The sequence below is a fragment of the Neobacillus sp. PS3-12 genome (assembly GCF_030915385.1).
GTDB lineage: Bacteria > Bacillota > Bacilli > Bacillales > Cytobacillaceae > JAEVLT01.
In genome coordinates, this window is sequence record NZ_CP133268.1 from 2,900,979 (window position 1) to 2,921,986 (window position 21,008).

General features: G+C 39.4%; 23 protein-coding genes and 1 riboswitch. Of the genes, 21 read left to right on the forward strand and 2 right to left on the reverse strand.

What is annotated here, in order from left to right:
• The first annotated feature begins 39 nt into the window (after window positions 1-39).
• From RCG17_RS14805 to RCG17_RS14875, 16 genes are all read left to right on the forward strand, one after another.
• Window positions 40-2,073: a cache domain-containing protein gene (locus RCG17_RS14805; protein ID WP_308170958.1), complete on the forward strand. Its 2,034-nt coding sequence runs from the start codon at window positions 40-42 to the stop codon at window positions 2,071-2,073.
• The gene (locus RCG17_RS28355) at window positions 2,015-2,155 is read left to right on the forward strand and encodes an ATP-binding protein (protein WP_374120826.1); all 141 of its coding nucleotides are present in this window, start codon (window positions 2,015-2,017) and stop codon (window positions 2,153-2,155) included. The genes RCG17_RS14805 and RCG17_RS28355 overlap by 59 nt, the downstream gene beginning before the upstream one ends.
• Window positions 2,130-3,500, forward strand: a complete 1,371-nt coding sequence (locus tag RCG17_RS14810; protein ID WP_308170959.1) for a sigma-54-dependent transcriptional regulator — start codon at window positions 2,130-2,132, stop codon at window positions 3,498-3,500. The genes RCG17_RS28355 and RCG17_RS14810 overlap by 26 nt, the downstream gene beginning before the upstream one ends.
• Before the next feature lie 161 nt (window positions 3,501-3,661).
• The gene (locus RCG17_RS14815; RefSeq protein ID WP_308170960.1) at window positions 3,662-4,537 is read left to right on the forward strand and encodes a DUF6282 family protein; all 876 of its coding nucleotides are present in this window, start codon (window positions 3,662-3,664) and stop codon (window positions 4,535-4,537) included.
• 16 nt (window positions 4,538-4,553) lie between these two features.
• Window positions 4,554-5,960, forward strand: a complete 1,407-nt coding sequence (locus tag RCG17_RS14820) for an FAD-binding oxidoreductase (protein WP_308170961.1) — start codon at window positions 4,554-4,556, stop codon at window positions 5,958-5,960.
• A complete protein-coding gene (locus RCG17_RS14825) occupies window positions 5,957-6,424 on the forward strand; it encodes a (Fe-S)-binding protein (RefSeq protein WP_308170962.1) in 468 nt (155 codons plus the stop codon). The genes RCG17_RS14820 and RCG17_RS14825 overlap by 4 nt, the downstream gene beginning before the upstream one ends.
• Window positions 6,400-7,302 carry a (Fe-S)-binding protein gene (locus RCG17_RS14830; RefSeq protein WP_308170963.1) on the forward strand — a complete coding sequence of 301 codons (903 nt, stop codon included), beginning with the start codon at window positions 6,400-6,402 and terminating at the stop codon, window positions 7,300-7,302. Before RCG17_RS14825 ends, RCG17_RS14830 begins: the two co-directional genes overlap by 25 nt.
• 176 nt (window positions 7,303-7,478) lie before the next feature.
• Entirely contained in the window at window positions 7,479-8,135 is a 657-nt protein-coding gene (locus RCG17_RS14835; RefSeq protein WP_308170964.1) for an ABC transporter permease, read from the forward strand.
• Between the two features lie 17 nt (window positions 8,136-8,152).
• Window positions 8,153-9,157: an ABC transporter ATP-binding protein gene (locus RCG17_RS14840; RefSeq protein WP_374120827.1), complete on the forward strand. Its 1,005-nt coding sequence runs from the start codon at window positions 8,153-8,155 to the stop codon at window positions 9,155-9,157.
• A gap of 12 nt (window positions 9,158-9,169) precedes the next feature.
• On the forward strand, window positions 9,170-9,910 hold the full coding sequence (locus RCG17_RS14845) for an ABC transporter permease (protein ID WP_308170966.1): 741 nt from the start codon (window positions 9,170-9,172) through the stop codon (window positions 9,908-9,910).
• 211 nt (window positions 9,911-10,121) lie between these two features.
• Entirely contained in the window at window positions 10,122-11,036 is a 915-nt protein-coding gene (locus RCG17_RS14850) for a glycine betaine ABC transporter substrate-binding protein (RefSeq protein ID WP_308170967.1), read from the forward strand.
• Between the two features lie 683 nt (window positions 11,037-11,719).
• The gene (locus tag RCG17_RS14855; RefSeq protein ID WP_308170968.1) at window positions 11,720-12,385 is read left to right on the forward strand and encodes a cytochrome c3 family protein; all 666 of its coding nucleotides are present in this window, start codon (window positions 11,720-11,722) and stop codon (window positions 12,383-12,385) included.
• 35 nt (window positions 12,386-12,420) lie between these two features.
• A complete protein-coding gene (locus RCG17_RS14860; RefSeq protein WP_308170969.1) occupies window positions 12,421-13,140 on the forward strand; it encodes a Crp/Fnr family transcriptional regulator in 720 nt (239 codons plus the stop codon).
• A gap of 209 nt (window positions 13,141-13,349) precedes the next feature.
• A complete protein-coding gene (gene kduI, locus RCG17_RS14865) occupies window positions 13,350-14,180 on the forward strand; it encodes a 5-dehydro-4-deoxy-D-glucuronate isomerase (protein ID WP_308170970.1) in 831 nt (276 codons plus the stop codon).
• Window positions 14,181-14,209: 29 nt separating this feature from the next.
• On the forward strand, window positions 14,210-14,992 hold the full coding sequence (gene kduD, locus RCG17_RS14870; RefSeq protein WP_308170971.1) for a 2-dehydro-3-deoxy-D-gluconate 5-dehydrogenase KduD: 783 nt from the start codon (window positions 14,210-14,212) through the stop codon (window positions 14,990-14,992).
• Between the two features lie 259 nt (window positions 14,993-15,251).
• A complete protein-coding gene (locus tag RCG17_RS14875; RefSeq protein WP_308170972.1) occupies window positions 15,252-15,464 on the forward strand; it encodes a DUF1540 domain-containing protein in 213 nt (70 codons plus the stop codon).
• A 48-nt stretch (window positions 15,465-15,512) separates the two neighbouring features.
• Here RCG17_RS14875 and RCG17_RS14880 read toward each other — a convergent pair whose 3' ends face one another.
• A complete protein-coding gene (locus tag RCG17_RS14880; RefSeq protein WP_308170973.1) occupies window positions 15,513-16,832 on the reverse strand; it encodes a cation:proton antiporter in 1,320 nt (439 codons plus the stop codon).
• Between the two features lie 195 nt (window positions 16,833-17,027).
• Here RCG17_RS14880 and RCG17_RS14885 point away from each other — a divergent pair, with 195 nt between their 5' ends.
• From RCG17_RS14885 to crcB (RCG17_RS14900), 4 genes are all read left to right on the forward strand, one after another.
• Entirely contained in the window at window positions 17,028-17,381 is a 354-nt protein-coding gene (locus tag RCG17_RS14885) for a PepSY domain-containing protein (RefSeq protein ID WP_308170974.1), read from the forward strand.
• Window positions 17,382-17,413: 32 nt separating this feature from the next.
• Window positions 17,414-17,794, forward strand: coding sequence for a DUF2680 domain-containing protein (locus RCG17_RS14890; protein WP_308170975.1), 381 nt, complete (start codon window positions 17,414-17,416; stop codon window positions 17,792-17,794).
• Window positions 17,795-17,869: 75 nt separating this feature from the next.
• Entirely contained in the window at window positions 17,870-18,244 is a 375-nt protein-coding gene (gene crcB / locus RCG17_RS14895; RefSeq protein ID WP_308170976.1) for a fluoride efflux transporter CrcB, read from the forward strand.
• Between the two features lie 9 nt (window positions 18,245-18,253).
• A complete protein-coding gene (crcB, locus tag RCG17_RS14900) occupies window positions 18,254-18,607 on the forward strand; it encodes a fluoride efflux transporter CrcB (protein ID WP_308170977.1) in 354 nt (117 codons plus the stop codon).
• Here crcB (RCG17_RS14900) and RCG17_RS14905 read toward each other — a convergent pair.
• The gene (locus tag RCG17_RS14905; protein ID WP_308170978.1) at window positions 18,604-19,008 is read right to left on the reverse strand and encodes a hypothetical protein; all 405 of its coding nucleotides are present in this window, start codon (window positions 19,006-19,008) and stop codon (window positions 18,604-18,606) included. The two genes, crcB (RCG17_RS14900) and RCG17_RS14905, sit on opposite strands and share 4 nt — an antisense overlap.
• A 165-nt stretch (window positions 19,009-19,173) precedes the next feature.
• Window positions 19,174-19,275, forward strand: a riboswitch (purine riboswitch).
• 110 nt (window positions 19,276-19,385) lie between these two features.
• On the opposite strand from RCG17_RS14905, the gene guaA reads away from it, so the two are divergent.
• Entirely contained in the window at window positions 19,386-20,957 is a 1,572-nt protein-coding gene (gene guaA / locus RCG17_RS14910; protein WP_308170979.1) for a glutamine-hydrolyzing GMP synthase, read from the forward strand.
• Window positions 20,958-21,008 lie beyond the last annotated feature (51 nt).

A 21,008-nucleotide genomic window follows, 5' to 3' on the forward strand; every position in this document is an offset into this window, starting at 1 on the left:
ACTTTCATAGAAATTTAATTTGAAACCCGAGGTAATGCGATGAAATTATTCCATTCAAAGTTAACAAAACGGTTTGTCACCACCGTATTAATAGTGGTTGTATTTGTACTTACATCTATTTATTTGGTGACTGTAAATGTTATGAATGCCTCTGTTCGGTCACAAATGGAATATCGTGACGACCTCATCGCAAAATCTCTTGGAAATCAGATTGAGAGTATATTTAATAATATCATTGATAATATGCGACAAATTTCACCCATAACTGAAAGCAGTAACAGAAGTACATATCAGCATGAAATTGAAACCATTATTTCACAGGATTCTCTTTATCTATTTTTTCAAGTATATGAAAAAAATGAACAAATACTTAGGATTCCTGACGTACCCCTTACCAGTCCAGTACAAGTTAATTCCATATTAAAGCGTCTGTCATGGACCAAAACAATGTATATATCTAATTTGATGAAACTTCCCGATGGACGCAAGACAATTGCGATTGCCTACCCCACATTAAATGATCAAGGTGACTATACAGGTGCGATCATCACTTATTTAAATGTAAATGTTCTTTCAGATCAATTACAGAAATTTTCTATCGGCAATGAAGGGATGAATGCCATTGCTGACAGTAACGGAACGATTATTGCTCATACAAATAAACGATATATTGGAACATCCATAAAAAATAACAAGGTTGGTAATGAGTTAGAAAAAGAACGATTTGGCATATTGGATGGGAAGATTTTTAATGAAAAAATGGTGGTCTCCTATCGGCCCCTGATGATGGGCAAAATCAGCCTTATAGCGGGTGAACCTATTAAACAAGCACTCACACCTGCCAGATCGGTTAATACTCTATTAATTCAAGGATTTTTAGCTGTATTTATTATTGCCCTAGCACTTGCTATTATTGGAGCATCCAGAGTTGTTAGACCTGTTATGTCTTTGATTAAGCAGGTACAAGAATACAGAAAAGGCGATCGGAAGAGGTTTAAGATCCTGCATACAAAAGATGAAATTGAAGATCTGTCCCTTGTATTGTCTGAAATGGCAACCGAACTTCGGGAAAAGGAACGGAGCATGTTTTATATTTTGGAATCCATTCCATATGGTGTCATAACAACGGATCAAAATGGAAACATTAAAACCTTTAATAAAGGTGCAGAGCACTTGATGCTGCTCAATCGCAAAGAATTAGTGGGGAAAAATATTATTCATTTGCCAATCAAACAGGACGTCCAGGAATCGGTTCTCTTCAAAACCTTACAAGAAGGCAAAGCATTTGAAGAATTAGAAAGCAAGATTGTGGACAAACAAAACAAAGTTCACGATGTTCGTGTTTATGCTTCTCTTTTTAAAGGGGAACAGGATGAACATCTTGGCTCCATCCTAGTCATACGAGATGTAAGCGAATTAAAGAAGCTCGAAGAATATTTAAAGCAAAGCGACCGACTTGCCTCGTTGGGACAGCTGACTGCAGGAATCGCTCACGAAATAAAAAATCCATTAAGCATTATTCAAGTTGCAGCTGAAACGATTCTTCTTCAATTAGAGGATCATCTTGAGGATTTCGAGATTATCGAGGAAATGACGGATGATATATTAGTATCTTCTGAGCGAATGAACAAACTGTTAACGGACTTCTTGAAACTATCCAAAAAAGAAGATAAGAATAATGATGCTGTTCCAACTGATTTGATTTCGATTGTGGATGAGCTGCTAAATTTATTAAGGAAAAAGTTCAATGACCACAACGTCACAGTGAAGACAGTCTATGAAACAAAGGTGGCAATCGTAATCGGCGATAAGTATCGGCTGACACAAATGTTGTTAAATGTTTTCCTGAACAGCCTTCAGGCAATGAAAAATGGAGGAATAATCACTGTTGAATTTAAAGGGGACTCTGATTGGTGGAATTTTTCAGTGACTGACTCAGGTGAAGGGATCCCTGGAAGAAACGTTAAAGTGGATTTTCAACCCGTTTTTCTCCACAAAACCCGAGGGTACTGGTTTGGGTTTATCCATTGTGCGAGAAATAATGGTCCAGCATGGGGGCAAGATTTGGGCTGAAAGTGAAATCCAACAAGGAACAACTTTTCATTTTCAATTACCGAAGGGAGAAGAATATGAAAAAGAGCATCTTGTTTGTTGATGATGAAATCAGACTTTTACGTGCACTATCATTGTCTTTTCGAAAAAAGGGATATGAAGTTATTATTGCTGCGAACGGGCAGGAAGCAAGGAGAAAATTACAAGAAAATGAAATTGATTTGGTTTTTCTTGATTTAAATCTTCCAGATGTAAATGGTTTGGAACTGTTACAGGAATTTAGCTCTCTGTATTCTAATAAGGTTTTTATTATTATGACCGCTTACGGAGAAATTGAAAGTGCGGTATCAGCCATGAAGGCGGGGGCATTTGATTACATTGTTAAGCCTGCAAAGTTGGATGAAATTGAGCTCATCATTAAAAAGGCCCACAGCTGGGCGGAAATGAAGCAGGAGAACCTTTATTTAAAAGAGCAACTGAAACAACATGAGGCAGCGAATGGTTTTATTAGTACGAGTCTGCAAATGAAACGCATTTATGAATTGATCGAACGGGTTTCACCTTCAGATGCTACAATCTTACTTCATGGCGAGAGTGGGACAGGGAAGAGTCTAATTGCAAAATTGATTCACAATTTAGGTCAGCGAAGCCAAGGGCCTTTTATTGCGGTAAACTGTGCCGCCATTCCGGAGCAGTTGCTGGAAAGTGAACTATTTGGTTACGAAAAAGGAGCATTTACTGGTGCTTCAGCCAGCCGAGCAGGGAAGTTTGAGGCAGCACAAAACGGCACTATTTTCCTGGATGAGATTGGTGAAGTGCCTTTGTCTGTACAGGCAAAGCTTCTTCAAGCTGTCCAGGATAAATCCTTTATTCGCCTTGGAAGTAACCAGGTAAAGCAGGTTGACGTTCGTATAGTGACTGCAACCAATCGAAACTTAAAACAAATGGTTCAGGATGGTACCTTTCGTGAAGACTTGTATTACCGATTAAATATTGTCGATATGCACATACCGGCACTTCGTGAGCGAAAGGACGATATACCGCTGTTAGTAGAAGAGTTTTTAGAAAAACATCGGAGGAAATTTAAGAAAAACTTTCATATATCTCCGAAGCTGTTAACGGTTTTGACCGCCTATACTTGGCCTGGTAACGTAAGGGAACTGCAAAACGCAGTAGAAAGGGCAGCGGTTTTATGTGGTGGGGAGGAATTATCGATCCAGGATTTCCCTCAAGAAATCCAAGGTTTTAGCAAAATGGACTTGGTCTCCGAGGGGCAGTTTTCGTTTGACAATTCGAAAACACTTCCAGAGCAGCTCGAAGAAATCGAGCGGCAGATTATTTTAAATGCAATTGAAGAACATCATGGTCAGATAGCTTCTGCCGCCAGAGAGTTAGGAATCTCCCGACAGCGGCTTTTTTATAAAATGAATAAATATCTTGAACAATGAAAATACCATTCTCCAACGGAATGGTATTTTTTATTTTAGGAATCAGAAAAAATTTTTTACACGTTCTCCTTACAAAAGTACAAATTACACATTCTATGAAAATGGCACAGTTCTTGCATATTAAGTAAATATAAAGAATAGCTAGATAAGGAGATGGAGAGATGAACTATCATTCTTTATTAGAAGGCGCCATTGAATTACATTGCCATAGTTATCCAAGTATTTTTCGAAGAAAGCAAAACGATTGGGAGCTTATTGAAGATGTTAAGCAGGCCAAAATGGCGGGTGTAGTGCTAAAAGCACATGAAGCCAACACGGTGGATCGTGCTACCTTAATCCGATTGAAGGAGCCGGGCCTCCATGTGTATGGCGGGCTGGTATTAAATGAGTTTACTGGAGGGCTGTCGCCTAAGACAGTGGATGCGGCAATTCAGCAAGGGGCTAAAATAATCTGGATGCCGACCATTTCAGCGAATCAGCACTGTTGTCACTTTGGTAAAAAGAAGACTCGGTTTTTTAACAGTGAAAAGCCTTTAGAAAATGAGGAAAAAGGTCTAACTGTTCTGGATGATAACAAAAAGATTAAGCCGGAAGTTCATGAAATTCTTGCTCTTATCGGTGAAGCGAACATTGCCTTGGCTACAGGCCACCTGTCCGAGGAAGAAGTAGCCGTTTTACTAGATGTAGCAAAGGAGCATCATATCGAGAAAATCCTTATACAACATGTTGACCTTGGCATCGCACCTGTTTCAATAGAAATGCAAAAAGAGTTTGCCAGAAAAGGTGCCATTCTTGAGAAATGTTATTTGGCGTGCAGCGAGGATTTCCAGGACCTTTCCACAGTACAAATGGCGCAAAGTATTAAGGGAATTGGGGCTGATTCTTGTGTTCTTGTAACAGATTACGGTCAGGATCATAATATTCCTCCAATTGAAGCGCTAAGTAATTTTGTCCATGAAATGGTGAAAGCGGGTATATCAAGCCAGGAAGTTGAAAAAATGATTGTTCAAAATCCACGGAAACTTCTTGGTATTTAATAACGAGGTGAAAAAAATGATCGATAAACAGCTGTTAAAGGAAATTCACGACATAGTTCCATCTGAACGAATCTTAACCGATTTATCAGAAAGATATTCTTATAGCTATGATGCCTCTTTCGGAGAATATTTGCCGGATATTGTTATTCAGCCAAAGAACACAAAAGAAGTGGCAGCACTTATAAAGCTGGCGAACCAGTATAAAATTCCCGTCTATCCGAGAGGAGCTGCAACATCCTTAAGCGGAGGTTCACTGGCTGTTAAAGGGGGCATGACGCTAGATATGTCTCAATTTGAAAAAAGGCTCACGATTGATACTGAAAATATGCTGGCAATCACCACTCCGAGTGTCATTACGGGTGAAATCCATAAAAAGGCAGAAGAAGCAGGGTTATTCTATCCGCCTGATCCAAGCAGTTCTCATGTTTCAACAATTGGCGGAAATCTGCTTGAAAACTCAAGCGGACCTAAAGGATTAAAATACGGAACAACGAAGGAATATGTCATTGGATTAGAAGTAGTTACTCCAACGGGCGAGATTATTCGAACGGGCGGACGAACGGTAAAAAATGTGACAGGGTATGATTTAACCAGGCTCATTGTTGGATCGGAAGGAACACTTGGAATCGTAACAGAAGCGATCTTGCGACTGATTCCAAAACCGCTGGCCAGGAAAACCTTGTTAGCTTCTTTTACCCATCTCAATGACTCCGGTCATGCCATAACCAAGATTCTATCATCAGGGATCCTACCATGTGCGATGGAGCTAATGGATAATGCCTGTATCCGTGCGGTTGAAAACTATCAGCCGAGCGGACTTCCGATTGATGCAGAAGCCATTGTGATTATCGAGGTGGATGGACATCCCTCTGCAATTGCTGAAGAGATCACAAAATGTGAGCAAATTTGCTGGGAACAGGGAGCGTCCAATGTAAAAGTGGCGAGTACAGAAACGGAGAGAAATGATATTTGGAAGGCGAGAAAAATGGTTTCACCTGCGATCACTCAAATGGGGCCTACCAAGATTTCTGAGGATGCTACGGTACCGAGAAGTCAAATTCCAGCAATGGTGGAAAAACTTGAACGAATTCGCAAAAAATACAATTTAAATCTCGTAGTATTCGGACATGCTGGGGATGGAAACCTGCATCCAAACATCATCACTGATAAGCGGAACATCGAGGAAATGAAAAGGGTAGAATCAGCTGTCAGTGAGATATTTGAATCAGCAATCGAGCTGGGCGGTACGCTATCAGGCGAACATGGCATAGGTATGTTAAAAGCACCGTACATGGAAAAGGAACTTGGAAAAGATGGACTATTTATGATGAAAAAAATTAAAGAGGCATGGGATCCCAATAACATTTTAAATCCTGGAAAGATTTTTCCTCAACCAGGTCAAACAAAGGTGGTATTAACATGAGTGGAGTACCGGCACAAAAAGAAACCATACAAGAAAGTGAATTAAGTCAAAAACTTCGCCGGCTTTCTTATGATGATGCCAATAAATGTGTTCAGTGCGGATATTGCCTCCCGGTGTGCCCGACATACGAATCTATGGGGAAGGAATCCCAGTCACCAAGAGGGCGAATTAATCTTGTCAAAATGGCTGCTGAAGGGAAAGTAGATATTTTACAAGATCTTGCTGAACCAATTGATCTTTGCCTTGGCTGCAGGGCCTGTGAAGTAGCATGTCCTGTAAATGTTCCATACGGGTCTATTTATGAAGCGGCAAAGGAAGTTATTGCAGAACAACAAAAAGTAGAACGGAATGATTCAAAAAATAAAACGAAATTTCGGGATATTACTATGAACCATTTATTTCCAAAACATAAACGACTTCGTGCAGTAGGGAACATGGTATGGGTCTATCAAAAAGCGGGCTGAGAAAGCTTGTTCAAAAAACGAAGATACTCAATAAGATTTCCGAGCCAATGGGACAGTTTGAAAAAGTCCTTCCCAAACTGGAATCACCGCTTAAGCGGTATAAATTTGGCGGTAAATATTCGGCAAGTGGAGAGCAAAAAGCGAAGATTGCCTTTTTCCCTGGTTGTATTATGGATGCCGTTTTATATAAAACGAATAGACTTACCATTGAACTGCTTCAAGCAATCGGGTGCGAGGTCGTAATTCCAAAACAGCAGAGTTGCTGTGGTGCACTCCATGCCCACCAGGGGCAAATAGAAGAAGCTAGGAAACTGGCAAAAGCAAATATTGAAGCATTTGAGGCTTCAGGTGCCGATTATTATATCAATAATGCGGGCGGTTGCGGTGCGATGTTACGAGAGTATGATCACCTTCTAAAAGATGAACCTGATTGGATCGTAAGAGCAAAAGCGTTTGTAAATAAATCGAAAGATATTACTGAATTGCTTGTCGAGTTGGGTCCTCTTCCTTTTAAGAAAGACTGGGATGGGATTATCACCTATCAGGATTCCTGCCATTTACGGAATGTACAAGGAGTGATCGAACAGCCTCGAAAACTCCTTAGATCCATTCCAGGTGCAAGCTTTATAGAAATGGAAGGAAGTGACCGCTGCTGTGCATCGGGTGGAATTTATAACCTGCTCCATTTTGATGAATCCATGGAGATTCTGGACAAGAAGATGAAAAATGCGAAAAAAACAAATGCAACTACCATTGTCACGACAAATCCAGGCTGTTTACTTCAAATGAGACTTGGAGTCGAAAGAAGTGGCATAGGAGATCAGGTTCAAGCGCTGCATATTGTAGAAGTACTAGCAGAAGCGTGCGGGATCGAATAAAAAGTGACAATGCAAAAAATTTTAACACCATTTTAAAATATTTTAACGAATAATCAGAAAAGTCATAAAAGTCTTAAAAATATACACGATTAATACTGAATTTTTTTGGCACAATACTTGCATCTAACATTAATAGAATCATAGATATTCTAAAAAGTAGAAGGAGGAAGAGGTATTTGGCAGATTTTTTTAACTTTTTTGCCTCTAATGGAAGCGACATTCTCTTTTTGACGTGGGAACACATTCGCCTGGTCGGTCTTGCTGTTATTGTAGCCATCATCATTGGCGTTCCATTTGGGATCTTTATTACTCAGAATGAAACTCTTGCCAATTTAGTTTTAGCTGTTGCCGGAGTTTTGATGACGATTCCAAGTATCGCCCTCTTTGGGATTATGATCCCGCTCTTATCAATCATTAACCAGGGGATCGGTTTTTTACCTGCATTTATTGCACTAGTTTTGTATTCACAGCTTCCAATTATCCGCAATACGTATATCGCTGTTAAAAATGTCGATCCAAATATGCGTGATGCAGCAATCGGAATGGGAATGACAACCTGGCAGCGGCTAAGGAAAGTGGAAATACCCATCGCATTGCCTGTTATTATGGCAGGAATTCGAACAGCTGTTGTATTAACGATTGGAATTGGCGCCATTGCCGCTTATATTGGTGCAGGCGGGTTAGGTGAATACATTTCAAGAGGTATTTCTACAAGCTACTCGACAATGGTTCAGGTAGGTGCGGTTTCCGTTTCAGTATTAGCCGTCGCTGTTGATTATCTGCTTGGCCTTGTTCAAAAGCGGGTTTCGCCAAAGACAGCACAAATAAAATAGGAAAGGGGATGTTGTCCGTGATTACGTTTAAAAATGTTTCAAAGATTTATAATAGCAGCGGCAAACAGGTGAAGGCAGTAGATAATGTGAACATGACCATTGAAAAAGGAGAAATTTGTGTTTTTTTAGGTCCTTCCGGATGTGGAAAAACAACGCTTCTTCGGATGGTTAACAGACTTGTCCAAATCAGCGATGGTACGATTGATATCGGGGGAAAGGACATTTATTCTTTAGATGCTATTGAATTAAGACGATCCATCGGTTATGTTATTCAACAAAATGGCTTGTTTCCCAATATGACCATCGAAGAAAATATTAACGTCGTACCAAAAATGCTTGGCTGGGACCAGGCAAAAATGAAAAAACGATATAGTGAATTAATGGAAACGATGGGACTAAATCCTGAAGAATATCGTAAGCGCTTTCCGTGGGAATTATCAGGAGGACAGCAGCAGCGAATTGGCGTTGCACGCGCCATGGCGGCAGACCCTCCCGTCATGTTAATGGATGAGCCCTTTGGTGCTCTTGATCCAATTATTCGTGAGCATCTGCAAAATGAATTTTTGAGAATCCAAAAAGATGTAAAGAAAACGATTCTCTTTGTCAGCCACGATATTGATGAAGCGATTCGCTTAGGTGATAAAATTGCCATCTTCAACAAGGGTCAATTAATGCAATTTGGAACACCAGATGACATTCTAGCAAATCCAAAAAATGATTTTGTACAAGACTTCATTGGCAGTGATCGGGAAATTAAACGCCTGACTCTTTTAACTGTTAAGGATCTACTTAATAAAGGGAAAAAGGCAATACGAAAATCAAATATCCAATTTGAGGCAGATGACTCTTTCGTAACACCTGATACGGATTTACGCACCGCTTTATCCGAATTATTATCCTCACCATCAGGGGAAGTTGTTATTGTTGACCAGAACCATCATCCACTGGGAGTAATAAGCTTTTCTGATTTCGACCTCTTTACAGGCGTCCATCCAACAACATTAAAAACAGTGATTCAATAAGGCGGTGAATATATGAAGGGGAAAAGTAAAACAGAAAAGGTCATTCGCATCGGGCTTTACATACTGCTGTTGGCATTGTTTTTATATGCCTTAAAAATCGGTGCCTTTTCGTATATTTTTAAGAATACGAATGAAGTAGTTAACCAGCTTGGGCAGCATCTGAAACTAGTAGCGATTTCATCGCTTGCAGCAGTCGTTTGTGCCGTCCCGCTTGGAATTTTTATCACCAGACCCAAGTTTAAAAAATTTGAATTTATTGTCATGAACATTGCTAATATTGGTCAAACCGTACCAAGTATCGCTATTTTGGCACTTGTTATGTCCTATCTCGGATTAGGATGGAAGACAGCTGTTTTTGCCTTATGGTTCAGTTCATTGCTGCCAATTCTTCGCAATACCATGGCAGGCATCAACTCCGTTCATCCCGCCATCATTGATGCTGGGAAAGGTATGGGTATGACACAAAAGCTTATTCTATGGAAGCTTGAAATTCCCAATGCTGCCTTTGCCATTTTAGCAGGAATCCGCACCTCCATTGTTATTAATGTAGGTACTGCCGCTCTTGCCTTTTTAATTGGCGGAGGAGGACTCGGCGACTTGATTTTTACAGGAATATCTTTATATGACACTGGAATCATGCTCGCAGGTGCATTGCCGGTCGTTTTATTAGCTATTTTAATAGATGCAGGATTAGGAATCTTTGAAAAAGCAGTCATACCAAAGGGATTACAACGTAAAGCAGAACTAATATAAAAAATAGGCTGTGTTAAAGGCCATTGTTGATTTTTTGAACCTGTTGATTGGAGTGGAAGGCACCTGACTCCTGCGGGAGTACGGGGCTGTGGAGACCCCACAGGCGCCTATGGCGCCGAGGAGGCTCCACGGCACGCCCGCGGAAAGCAAGTGCCTGGAGTGGAAATCAACAGCCAAATTTGACACAGCCCAAAAATAAGGGGGAAATGATATGAAGAAAATAATTCTGTTAATCTGTACGATGATTTTTGCAACTTTCCTTGCAGCATGCGGCTCAAGTACAACATCTGGTAGTGGAGATAAGGGTAAAATTACAGTAGGGGGAAAGGACTTTACGGAGCAGCATATTTTAACAAAAATGACCTCTATCCTGTTAAAAGAAAAGGGATATAAAGTGGATGAAGCAGATAGTATGGGGAGTACTGTTGCTAGGACTGCACTGGAAAATGGGCAGATTGATTTGTACTGGGAATATACCGGAACTGCTTTGCTTGTCTATTTAAAACAGCCGTTAGTAACAGACCCTGTTAAAGCCTATGAAAAAGTAAAAGAATTGGACAAGAAAAAAGGGCTTGATTGGTTAAATCGATCTGAGTTCAACAATACGTATGCCATCCTGATGCAAGCAAACCGTGCAAAAGAATTAGGAATTACGTCCTTATCGGATCTTGCTAAGTATGTGAAGGAAAATCCAAATAAGTTAAAATTTGCAACGAACGCTGAGTTCTTTGCGCGGGCAGATGGTCTTAAGGGGCTAGAGAATAAATATGGATTCAATTTTCCAGACAGTAATATTGTGAAAATGGATTCAGGTCTTGTCTATAATGCCGTACATGAGAAACAAGTGGATGTTACAATGGGATTTGCTACAGACGGGCGCATTAAAGGCTTTGATTTGGTAGAGTTAAAGGATAATAAACAATTCTTCCCGCCATATAACGGTGCACCCGTTATTCGTGAAAAAACATTAAAACAATACCCAGAAGTAGGAAAGCTTTTAAATCAAATGGCTGATAAATTAAATGCAGATACAATGAAGGAATTAAACTATGAAGTAGATGTTAAACACGAGGATGTTACGAAAGTAGCAAGAGATTGGCTTTCTAAAGAGGGATTGATCAAATAAATGTTAGCTTTTGGTGAATTGCTAACAACATAAGTGTTATGGCAGGCTTCTCATTAATTGTCCAAATTTTTGAGAAGCCTCTTTTTCTTTCTTTATATGCCCAACTTTGAAACGGTATTTACATTCACAAAACTCTCATTTTTTCAAACCCCTATTTCTATAGACACCTTCACAAAACCTTCACATAACAGCAAAAAGTTGTGATAGCCATCACAGGACTAGCAACTTTTAGCTATTAGGATTTAATTGTGATTTTTGAATAAAAAGGAGGGGGAAAATGGTTAAAGCGATCATTCATTTCATTGTCAGTGCAGGTTAGGTCTTGGTATTAGAGCTGTTTTCTTTGTCATAATCCTTAGTTGCCAAGATGTACCAATTGATGTAATAAATAGTTCGGCCGAAACCTCTGCAGTAACTGCAGCCTAGCACACTTCCAAAGATATTGAAAAATCCAGTGAGCAAAGTACTAGTACCATTAGTCAAAACTCTGCAACAACCGTTCAACATTGCATCAATAAAAGAAATGACAGGCCATTTGATTGTTCAACCAGATGTAAAAGCAATGACGATCCAAATTAATAGTGTTTAATGTCATACATAGTTCGTGTATCAGTTAATTGCGACTAGTGTTGCTACTATCTCAAAATGTATAAAACAATTCATAAAACAGGAGGAATATTGAAGTGGAAGAAGAACAAGAAAAACTACAGAGCTCTAACCGTCCAAGGTTAAAGCTGTATAAAATTCTACTAATCTCATTAGGTATCCTGATCGTCTTCGGCTTTGCTGTGTATGGCACTGCTCAAGCAACCTCAAGTTCGAAATTCTGCAACAGCTGTCATGAAATGAATCCAGAGGCCGAAACGTGGAAAGTATCATCGCATAGTCAAGTAGCTTGTAAAGAATGTCACATACAACCTGGAATAATCAATGAGGCAAAAGCAAAGATAAACGGGCTTGACCAAGTCTATCAAAAGGTTACAGACAGTTACACAGCCCCAATCAAAATAAAAGATCCAATACCAAACTCAGTATGCGAAAAATGCCACAATATGAAAAATAAAACACAAGAGCAAACTGTGGATGGCATAGTCATCATTCCGCATGAAAAGCACTTAGAAAAAGGCGTCCTATGTGTGCAGTGTCATTATAATGTGGTTCATGGCGGCATTTCAGAAGGGAAAGAAACTTCAAAAACAACGTATGGTAAGTGGAATTCAGCACAGGCCAAACAGGTTGTCTATAATGATAGTTTTATTAGGCCGAAGATGGATGATTGTATTAAATGCCACAAGGTGCGTAAAGTTTCGACATCTTGTGATACCTGTCATGTAACAGGCATCAAATGATGTGAAAATCAGTAAGTGGTGGAGGTGACAATTCCGTGTGGCAAAAAGAGAAAATTGCAAAATGGTTAGCTGTAATTCCTTTATTTAAAGACTTGACTAAAGAGGAGCTTTCTTTATTTGCAGATGCTGCTCAAATCCGTCCTTATAAGCAAAAAAGGCACATTTATAAGGAAGGTGACCAACTTGACCACATTTATTTTATTTGTAATGGAAAGGTAAAAATATATAAAAAGAATCTCACTGGCAAGGAGTATATTATTTATGTCTTGGAGCCCGGGGAGATGTTTCCGTATATCGGATTTAAGAGAACAGGATACCACGTTACTGATGCTAAAGCTCTAGAGGATGCTCATTTAATATCCATTCCCATTAAGTACTTTTTAGAAATCCTTGTTTTTTTTCCTAAAGTTTGTATGAAAATCTTTAATTTCTTAGGCGAAAGAATTACTGATTTGGAAAGAAGATTAGAGGGACACCTTTTTCATGATACTTATGAAAAAATCATTTTACTCTTGATCAGGCTTTGTCAATCAAATGGTGAAAAAACAGAAAAAGGTTATAAATTGAAGACAAAGTTTACAAGCAGTGATTTAGCGAAAATGATTGGCACCTCACGAGAAACAGTATGTCGAACAATAACTGAATTAAAACAGAAAAATTATGTTTCTTTAAATCAGGATGGCTATTATTTTATTGATAAAGATTCATTAAAACGAAAATTGTTTTCTGAGAACGAACAGTATCAAAGTCAATAGTTCATTCATTCAATTTAGTTAGGTCGTCCACATTAAAGTACCAAATAAAGAAAAAGGTCTTTCAGGAGTTTACTCAACTACTGAAAGACCTTTTTTCATATAAATTAAACTAACATTTTATGAATTTCTTATGGAACGGAGGATAATAAGGTAGAATTGCTTGTATGGAACTTCTTAGTGATTAACATATTTTTGGGAGGAATGGTTTAATGGAAACTCGTTATGCAAATCATCCAGCAGAAGTAAAAAAAATGAATACAGACGAACTGAGAGAAAACTTTCTTGTTGAAACTCTTTTCGAGCCTGGGAAGGTTCATCTAACATATACGCATGTTGACCGCATGATTTTTGGGGGAGTAACTCCAGCCCAAGAGGAACTGAAGATTAAGCTTGATAAAGAGCTAGGGGTTTCTTACTTCCTGGAACGCCGTGAATTAGGGATTATCAACATTGGCGGAGACGGCAGTGTGATCCTGGACGGTGTGGAGTATGATATGAAACGACGCGATGGCCTTTATGTAGGGAGAGGGACTGAACAGGTACTCTTTCGCTCAAAGGATGCAGCTAATCCTGCTAAATTCTATATCAACTCTACTCCAGCCCATCATACATATCCAACTGTAAAGATCGATATTAAAACCATTAAGCCACTTGAAGCAGGTGAACAAGGAACATTAAATCAAAGAAGAATTTATCAGTATGTTCATCCGAATGTTTGTGAAAGCTGTCAGCTGCAAATGGGGTTAACAATGCTGTCACCGGGCAGCGTATGGAATACAATGCCATGCCATACCCATGAAAGACGCATGGAAGTATACCTATATTTTGATATGGAATCGGATACACGTGTTTTCCATTTTATGGGTCAGCCGAATGAAACGAGACATCTTGTCATGAAAAATGAGCAGGCGGTTATTTCTCCTAGCTGGTCAATCCACACAGGGACAGCTACAAGCAACTACACCTTTATTTGGGGAATGTGTGGAGAAAACATCACTTATGACGATATGGACCATGTGAAAATGGGAGATTTGAGATAAGCATTTAGATTAGATCAGGAGGAGATTTTATGACATCGCCGTTAAGCAATTTCTCGTTAGATATGTTCTCGCTTACCGGAAAGGTTGCAATTGTTACTGGGGGAGCTACTGGGCTGGGACAAGCTTATGCAGTTGCGTTAGCCAAAGCAGGTGCTGATCTTTTTGTTGTTACGCATGGAACAAGCTGGGAAGAAACAAGAGGCCTGATCGAAAAAGAAGGCTGTCGTGCAGAATTTTTTCAAGCAGATTTAGCAAACCGCGAAGCTCACAAGGAAATTATTGCTAAATGTCTAGAAGTATATGGAAAAGTTGATATTTTAGTCAATAATGCAGGTACGATTCGCCGCGCACCACTTCTGGAGTACAAGGCTGAAGATTGGGATGCCGTAATGGAGCTTAATTTAAATTCTCTATACTTCTTAAGCCAAGAAGCAGCAAAAGTAATGGTGGAACAAAAAAGTGGAAAGATCATTAATATTGCTTCCATGCTTTCCTTCCAGGGTGGAAAATTTGTTCCCCCCTATACTGCCAGCAAGCATGCGGTTGCAGGGGTTACAAAGGCATTTGCCAATGAATTAGCACAATATGGGGTTCAAATCAATGCAATTGCACCAGGTTATGTAGAAACAGCCAATACAGCACCGATTCTTGAGGACCAAGAGCGTAAAAAGGAAATTACCTCTCGTATTCCGACAGGCCGCTGGGCAACACCAGCTGATTTAATGGGGGCAGTTGTTTTCTTAGCAAGTCCAGCATCTGATTATATAAATGGTCATGTTTTAGCCGTTGATGGCGGCTGGTTAGCAAGGTAAAGACATACCATCCAATACGCTGCATGGGGTAAAAGCACTTGAAGAAAATTCAATGCTTTTAGACGTTTTTACCCCAATTAGGGAAGACTTTTTAAAATAATTGTTTGATCCTTAGTATCAACCGCAAGTCCAATCCTAACCTCACTTTTTTTCCCAATTATATTGAGAGCGAAAGCAAGACAAAATAATGATAATGAGGGGTCGTGTACGTGATCTACTCATTGGTCTTAAACTTTTGGCTTTAGTTGGGAGGATATTTATGCCTAATGTAGAGGTTAACTGTTCGGTAGCAAATTGTTTTTTTCATGCCGAAGGGAATATATGCGGAGCTGATCGAATTAAAATAGATATGGATCATCAATCAAAGTATGATACTGAATTTTCACAGGACTTTGATGATTTTAAAAATCGGACAGAAGAGGCAAATCATTCTGCCAATACATGCTGTAAAACATTTAAACCGAAATCCTGAGTGATTTTCCAAATGGAAAGAGGTATGGGGCTTACCCATGCCTCTTTATTAGTGTAATGATTTTATATTTTTTTTGTTCTCTTCATGAACTTCGTTTATTTTTTCATCACCAGGCATTAATTTCCATCCCTTCTGAAGAACAAAACTTAGCCATGTTCCTGGGAACCAAGAGGTCACTAGAGCTAACATAACAAGAATCGCAAAAAAGTCTTGATTAATAATTCCCGCTGCATAGGCAACCGATGAAAGAACAATCCCAGGTCCGCCCCGATTATTAATCGCAATCCCCAGGTTGAAACTTGTGAGCCGATCAAATTTCATTAACCTTGAGGAGAGGTAGACAGCTAAAGTTTGCGTGAGTGTAGCAAGGAGCAAGTAGCCGAGGAAAAATAAGAAGTTAAAATGGTTAACAAGGTTCAGCTGTAAACCAACCGTAGCAAAATAGATCGGTATGAACCAAGAGAAGGAAATATTGGCAACACCTTGCTCTATTCGATCAGACACAGCCTTTGGCATGGCTATTTTTACAATGAGACCAGCCAATAAAGCCCCGAAGATCGTTTCTACTCCAATCGAACCTGCTAAAGCGGCTAGCATGAACATAATAAACAAAAAATAGCCAAGATTCGAGGACCTGAAGAGGAGATTCATTTTTAAAAAAGTCACCCGATTAAAGAGCCAGTACCCGAGTAATAATACTCCGACGATAAACCCTACACTAATCGCTATACTTGTGAAAGCGGTGCCGATTGTATAAGATCCATGGTTGGCAGCGAGTGACGTAGCAAATCCTAAGGCAATCCAGAGCAAAATATCATGAATACCTGCACAAGAGATCACAATTTTTGCAAAGCGAGTTTGCATAATTCCAAGGTCATTGAAGATCTTTGAAATGACGGGAATGGACGTGACTGCTATCGAAATAGCGATGACAATCTTTAATGCAAGAACGTTATTTACCGCACCCAAGTAAGGAGTGATATTTAGCGTATCTGCGGAGAGCCAGCCGATAATAAAGGCGGGAATCGTTGCTCCAGCAACTAGTAAGGATGTAACTTTCATATCCTCCTTGGTAAAGCTTGTTTGAAATTTAAGCCCTGAGCTGAACATCAACATAAGCAAACCAAACTGATAAAGAAGCGCAAAGAGTTTTTCCTCTGCTGGAAACCCTAAAAAAACCCAATGGAATAGAGTTGGAAAAAAGTGACCCAAAAGTGTTGGACCTAATAATAACCCAGCAGCAACTTCCCCAATTACCCGCGGGATTAATAACCGTTCAGCTAAAAAGCCTAATAAATGTGCTGTGGCCAAAAGAAATCCCATCGCAAATAGAAAATGACTGATCTCTGATCCCTGTAAACTAAACATACATTCCAATCCCTCCGATTTCTACTACAATAACGTATGCGCAAAAAGGGACAACCGTAATAGGCGACAGGCCTATCTTTTTCAGATATTGCAACTAATCTTAACTAGCTGATCCTCTCTTTTTTAAAAAATAAGCAGCAGTCTGTATATTTTCATCAGGAACTCGAAAACTAAGAAAAAAGAATAGGAGTGTTTATGATGAAAAAGACATTAATCATCGGATTGCTTTTATCCCTCAACTTAGTTTTCAGCCTTAATGCTTTAGCAGCTAAGGCAGCAGAGGTTAGCCCAAAAGAGGCAATTACGATGGAAAAGGCAAAGCAAATTGCCCTTAGTAAAGTTAAAGGGAAAATCTTAAGCGCCAAAGTTGAAAAAGATGACGGAATGGAAAAATACGAAATTATTGTCCAAGCAAAAGATGGTAAGTATGAGATTGAAATTGAGAAATCTTCAGGTAAAGTATTAGAGGTGGAAAAAGAAGGGGCTGGCCATGGGCATGGCACCGATGATGATCATCACGAAGGTGAAGATGATCGGTATGATGACTAATTTGCGACTTTCGGCTAAAGAGGTTTAGGAGGATGGAAAAACTACTTATTGCTTTCATGCTTCTGTGTTCATTTTTTCTAACATCTGCTGATACGTATGCTAAGGGTACGGAGAAGGTAGCCTATCCTAAAAAAGAATTGTATGACCCTGAAATGAATTGTACCAAGAATATTAAATACACCTGGGCACAGAGGAAACAGCTTGATCAAGCTTATAAGCGGATTTATCGGGATTATAGCGACTTAATCCAAGTTTACTCTCGTGCAGGCGCATTACCCCCTGAACAAACAAGGATCAGGCATCTTATGTTGAATAATTATATTAAAACCTTCTACCAAAGAAACTATAGGTGGTGCTCTGAGCACGAAGCCGATGAATGGGAAGAAGAATGGTATAACAATGACAATGATTAAAGAATTAGAGTTCATGCTCTGATTCTTTTTTTGCTTGTCCGGCATAAAATAGGGAAGGAAAGGGGGATGGGGAACATGTATTTTGCTGTTGGGATGGGAGGAGCCATTGGAGCGATTCTTCGATTTTTAATTTATAAATGGTTTTTACTAGCAGAGAATATTCCGATTATGGGAACCTTGTTCGTTAATCTATCCGGCTGCTTTTTCTTGGGGTGCTTGCAGGGGCTGGCAAGAACCTATCATCTCCCAAATTGGATTGTTGTCGGTATTGGCACAGGGGTAATTGGTGCCTATACAACTTTTTCAACCTTCAGTGTGGAGGTCATTACTTATTTTAAGCATGGAATCTTTCTACTTCCTATTATGTATCTTCTGGTAAGTTCCATTGGAGGCTACTTATTTGTATATTTAGGTTTTTCACTAACAAGATGGGAAAGCAAAGGGGTGTAAAGACAAATTATGGACAGCCAAATATGGTTAGTAGGATTAGGGGGGGTTTTGGGGGCAATAACTAGATATTGGGTAAATCTTACTTTTACTAAAAATAGATTGTTTCCACTTGGAACGTTTATCGTAAATATAACTGGATCATTTTTAATGGGGATATTGATCGGAAATGAGTGGATTCCTGTTTCGGTCACTTTGTTAGCTGGCACAGGATTTTTAGGGGCATACACGACCTTTTCGACCTTTACTTTTGAACTCTTTTTATTAAAGAAAAATCAGCAGCAGTTTCTCTTTATTCTTTATTTGTTTAGCAGCTATTTTCTGGGATTCCTATTAGCTGGGCTGGGATACTGGATTAGCAGCTAAATATACCCTTCCTCTACCTTAAAATGTCCACATGCTATATGAAAGCTATTAAAAACCTCTATCTGAAAATGTTCTCCGTTAGGTATATCCTTTACCGTGATTTGGAAGCAATGAGGTTCTTGGTAATTCCCCAACATTTCTATTTCACCATATACTTCTTTTTTTCCCCACCATTTTTTTTTGACAATGGAGTAACGAATAGCAGCATTCTCAGCTAATGCCTCTTGAAAACCTTCGAGAGTGACACAATGATTACGAACTGAAAAGCGGGAACTATGGTAGGTGCAGCAATCTACCCCAAGACCCCAATAATGAAATTTGCTTTCTTTGTGTCTTTTTATCATGTTAATAGGTGAAAATAAATCCAACACGATCATCTTTAGGTTGAAAAAGTTGTTCATTTAGAAACCGATCACCCCTTTCTAGCCTGTCTCTATATTATTTGTGAATTTCTTGCGATTGGTAACGGCGAATAACCAATATGTATGTATTAAAAATTATGGGAATATTCTATTAAATAGGCAACTGCTTGACCGATAAAACATCCTATTGTTACAATATGGTGGAAATTTACGAACGTTTTCCTTCATATATCCTCGATAATACGGTTCGAGAGTATCTACCGGGTTACCATAAATAACCTGACTATGAAGGCAGAAATTTTACATCTATGTTTTTTACGAGAAAACTAGATTTCTGCCTTCTTTATTTTTTGGAAAGAGGGACGGGTTCTAGTTTTCTTTTTTTGTTATGTTTTCGGATTTCGGCGGAAAACTAAATGAATGAACATTTTAGAAAGAGGTGGCTAACCTTGACGGGTAAGCAAGAAATGATTGTTGTCCTAGATTTTGGCAGTCAATATAACCAACTGATCACACGGAGAATTCGTGAGTTTGGTGTGTATAGTGAACTTCACCCCCATACCATTACAGCTGAGGAAATTAAAAAGTTAAATCCAAAGGGAATTATCTTCTCTGGTGGACCAAACAGTGTATATGATGAAAATTCATTTCGCTGTGATGAAAAGATTTTTGAAATGGGACTTCCGATCTTCGGTATTTGCTACGGCATGCAGCTAATGACCCTTTACTATGGCGGAAAGGTAGAGAAGGCAAAGAATCGGGAATATGGAAAAGCAGTTTTAAGCATTCAAAATCAATCCGCATTATTTGAAGGCCTTCCAACTGAACAAACTGTGTGGATGAGCCATGGAGATTTGGTTGTTGAAGCACCTGCGGGCTTTGTGGTCGATGGTACCAACCCATCATGCCCAATTGCTGCGATGAGTGATAAAGAACGAAATCTTTATGCCGTTCAGTTTCATCCAGAGGTACGCCACACCGTTTACGGTAACGATCTTTTGAAAAACTTTGTTTTCCGGGTTTGCGGGGCTAAAGGTGACTGGTCCATGGAAAACTTTATCGAAATGGAAATGGAGAAAATCAGGCAAACCGTTGGCGATAAAAAAGTATTGTGCGCCTTAAGCGGCGGTGTTGATTCTTCGGTTGTAGCAGTACTTATTCATAAAGCAATAGGGGACCAGCTGACTTGTATCTTTGTTGACCATGGCTTACTTCGTAAATATGAAGCTGATAGTGTAATGAAGACCTTTGCAGAGGGCTTCCATATGAATGTCATTAAGGTTGATGCCCAAGACCGTTTCTTAAGTAAGCTTGAAGGTGTCTCAGATCCTGAGAAAAAGCGGAAAATTATCGGAAATGAATTTATCTATGTTTTTGATGATGAAGCAACGAAGCTTGAGGGAATTGAATTCCTAGCTCAAGGGACCCTTTATACAGATATTATTGAAAGCGGCACAGCAACAGCTCAAACGATTAAATCACACCATAACGTTGGTGGCCTGCCAGAAGATATGCAATTTAAATTGATTGAACCATTAAATACATTGTTCAAGGATGAAGTTCGTGCACTTGGAACTGAGCTTGGAATTCCTGATGAAATCGTGTGGAGACAGCCATTCCCAGGACCTGGTCTTGGTATTCGGGTTCTTGGAGCCATTTCAGATGATAAGCTTGAAATTGTAAGGGAATCAGATTGGATCCTTCGCGAAGAAATTAAAAGTGCAGGATTAGATCGCGATATTTGGCAATATTTCACGGTACTACCTGATATCCGCAGTGTTGGGGTAATGGGTGATGCCAGAACGTATGATTATACAATCGGAATCCGAGCGGTCACTTCCATTGATGGAATGACATCTGACTGGGCAAGAATCCCATGGGATGTTCTTGAGAAAATATCAGTCAGAATTGTAAACGAAGTTGCCCATGTTAACCGTGTTGTCTATGATATAACCAGTAAGCCACCGGCAACCATTGAATGGGAATAAAATAATATAGAGGAATATTTCGGAAAATACGAACGTACTTATTAAATAAGT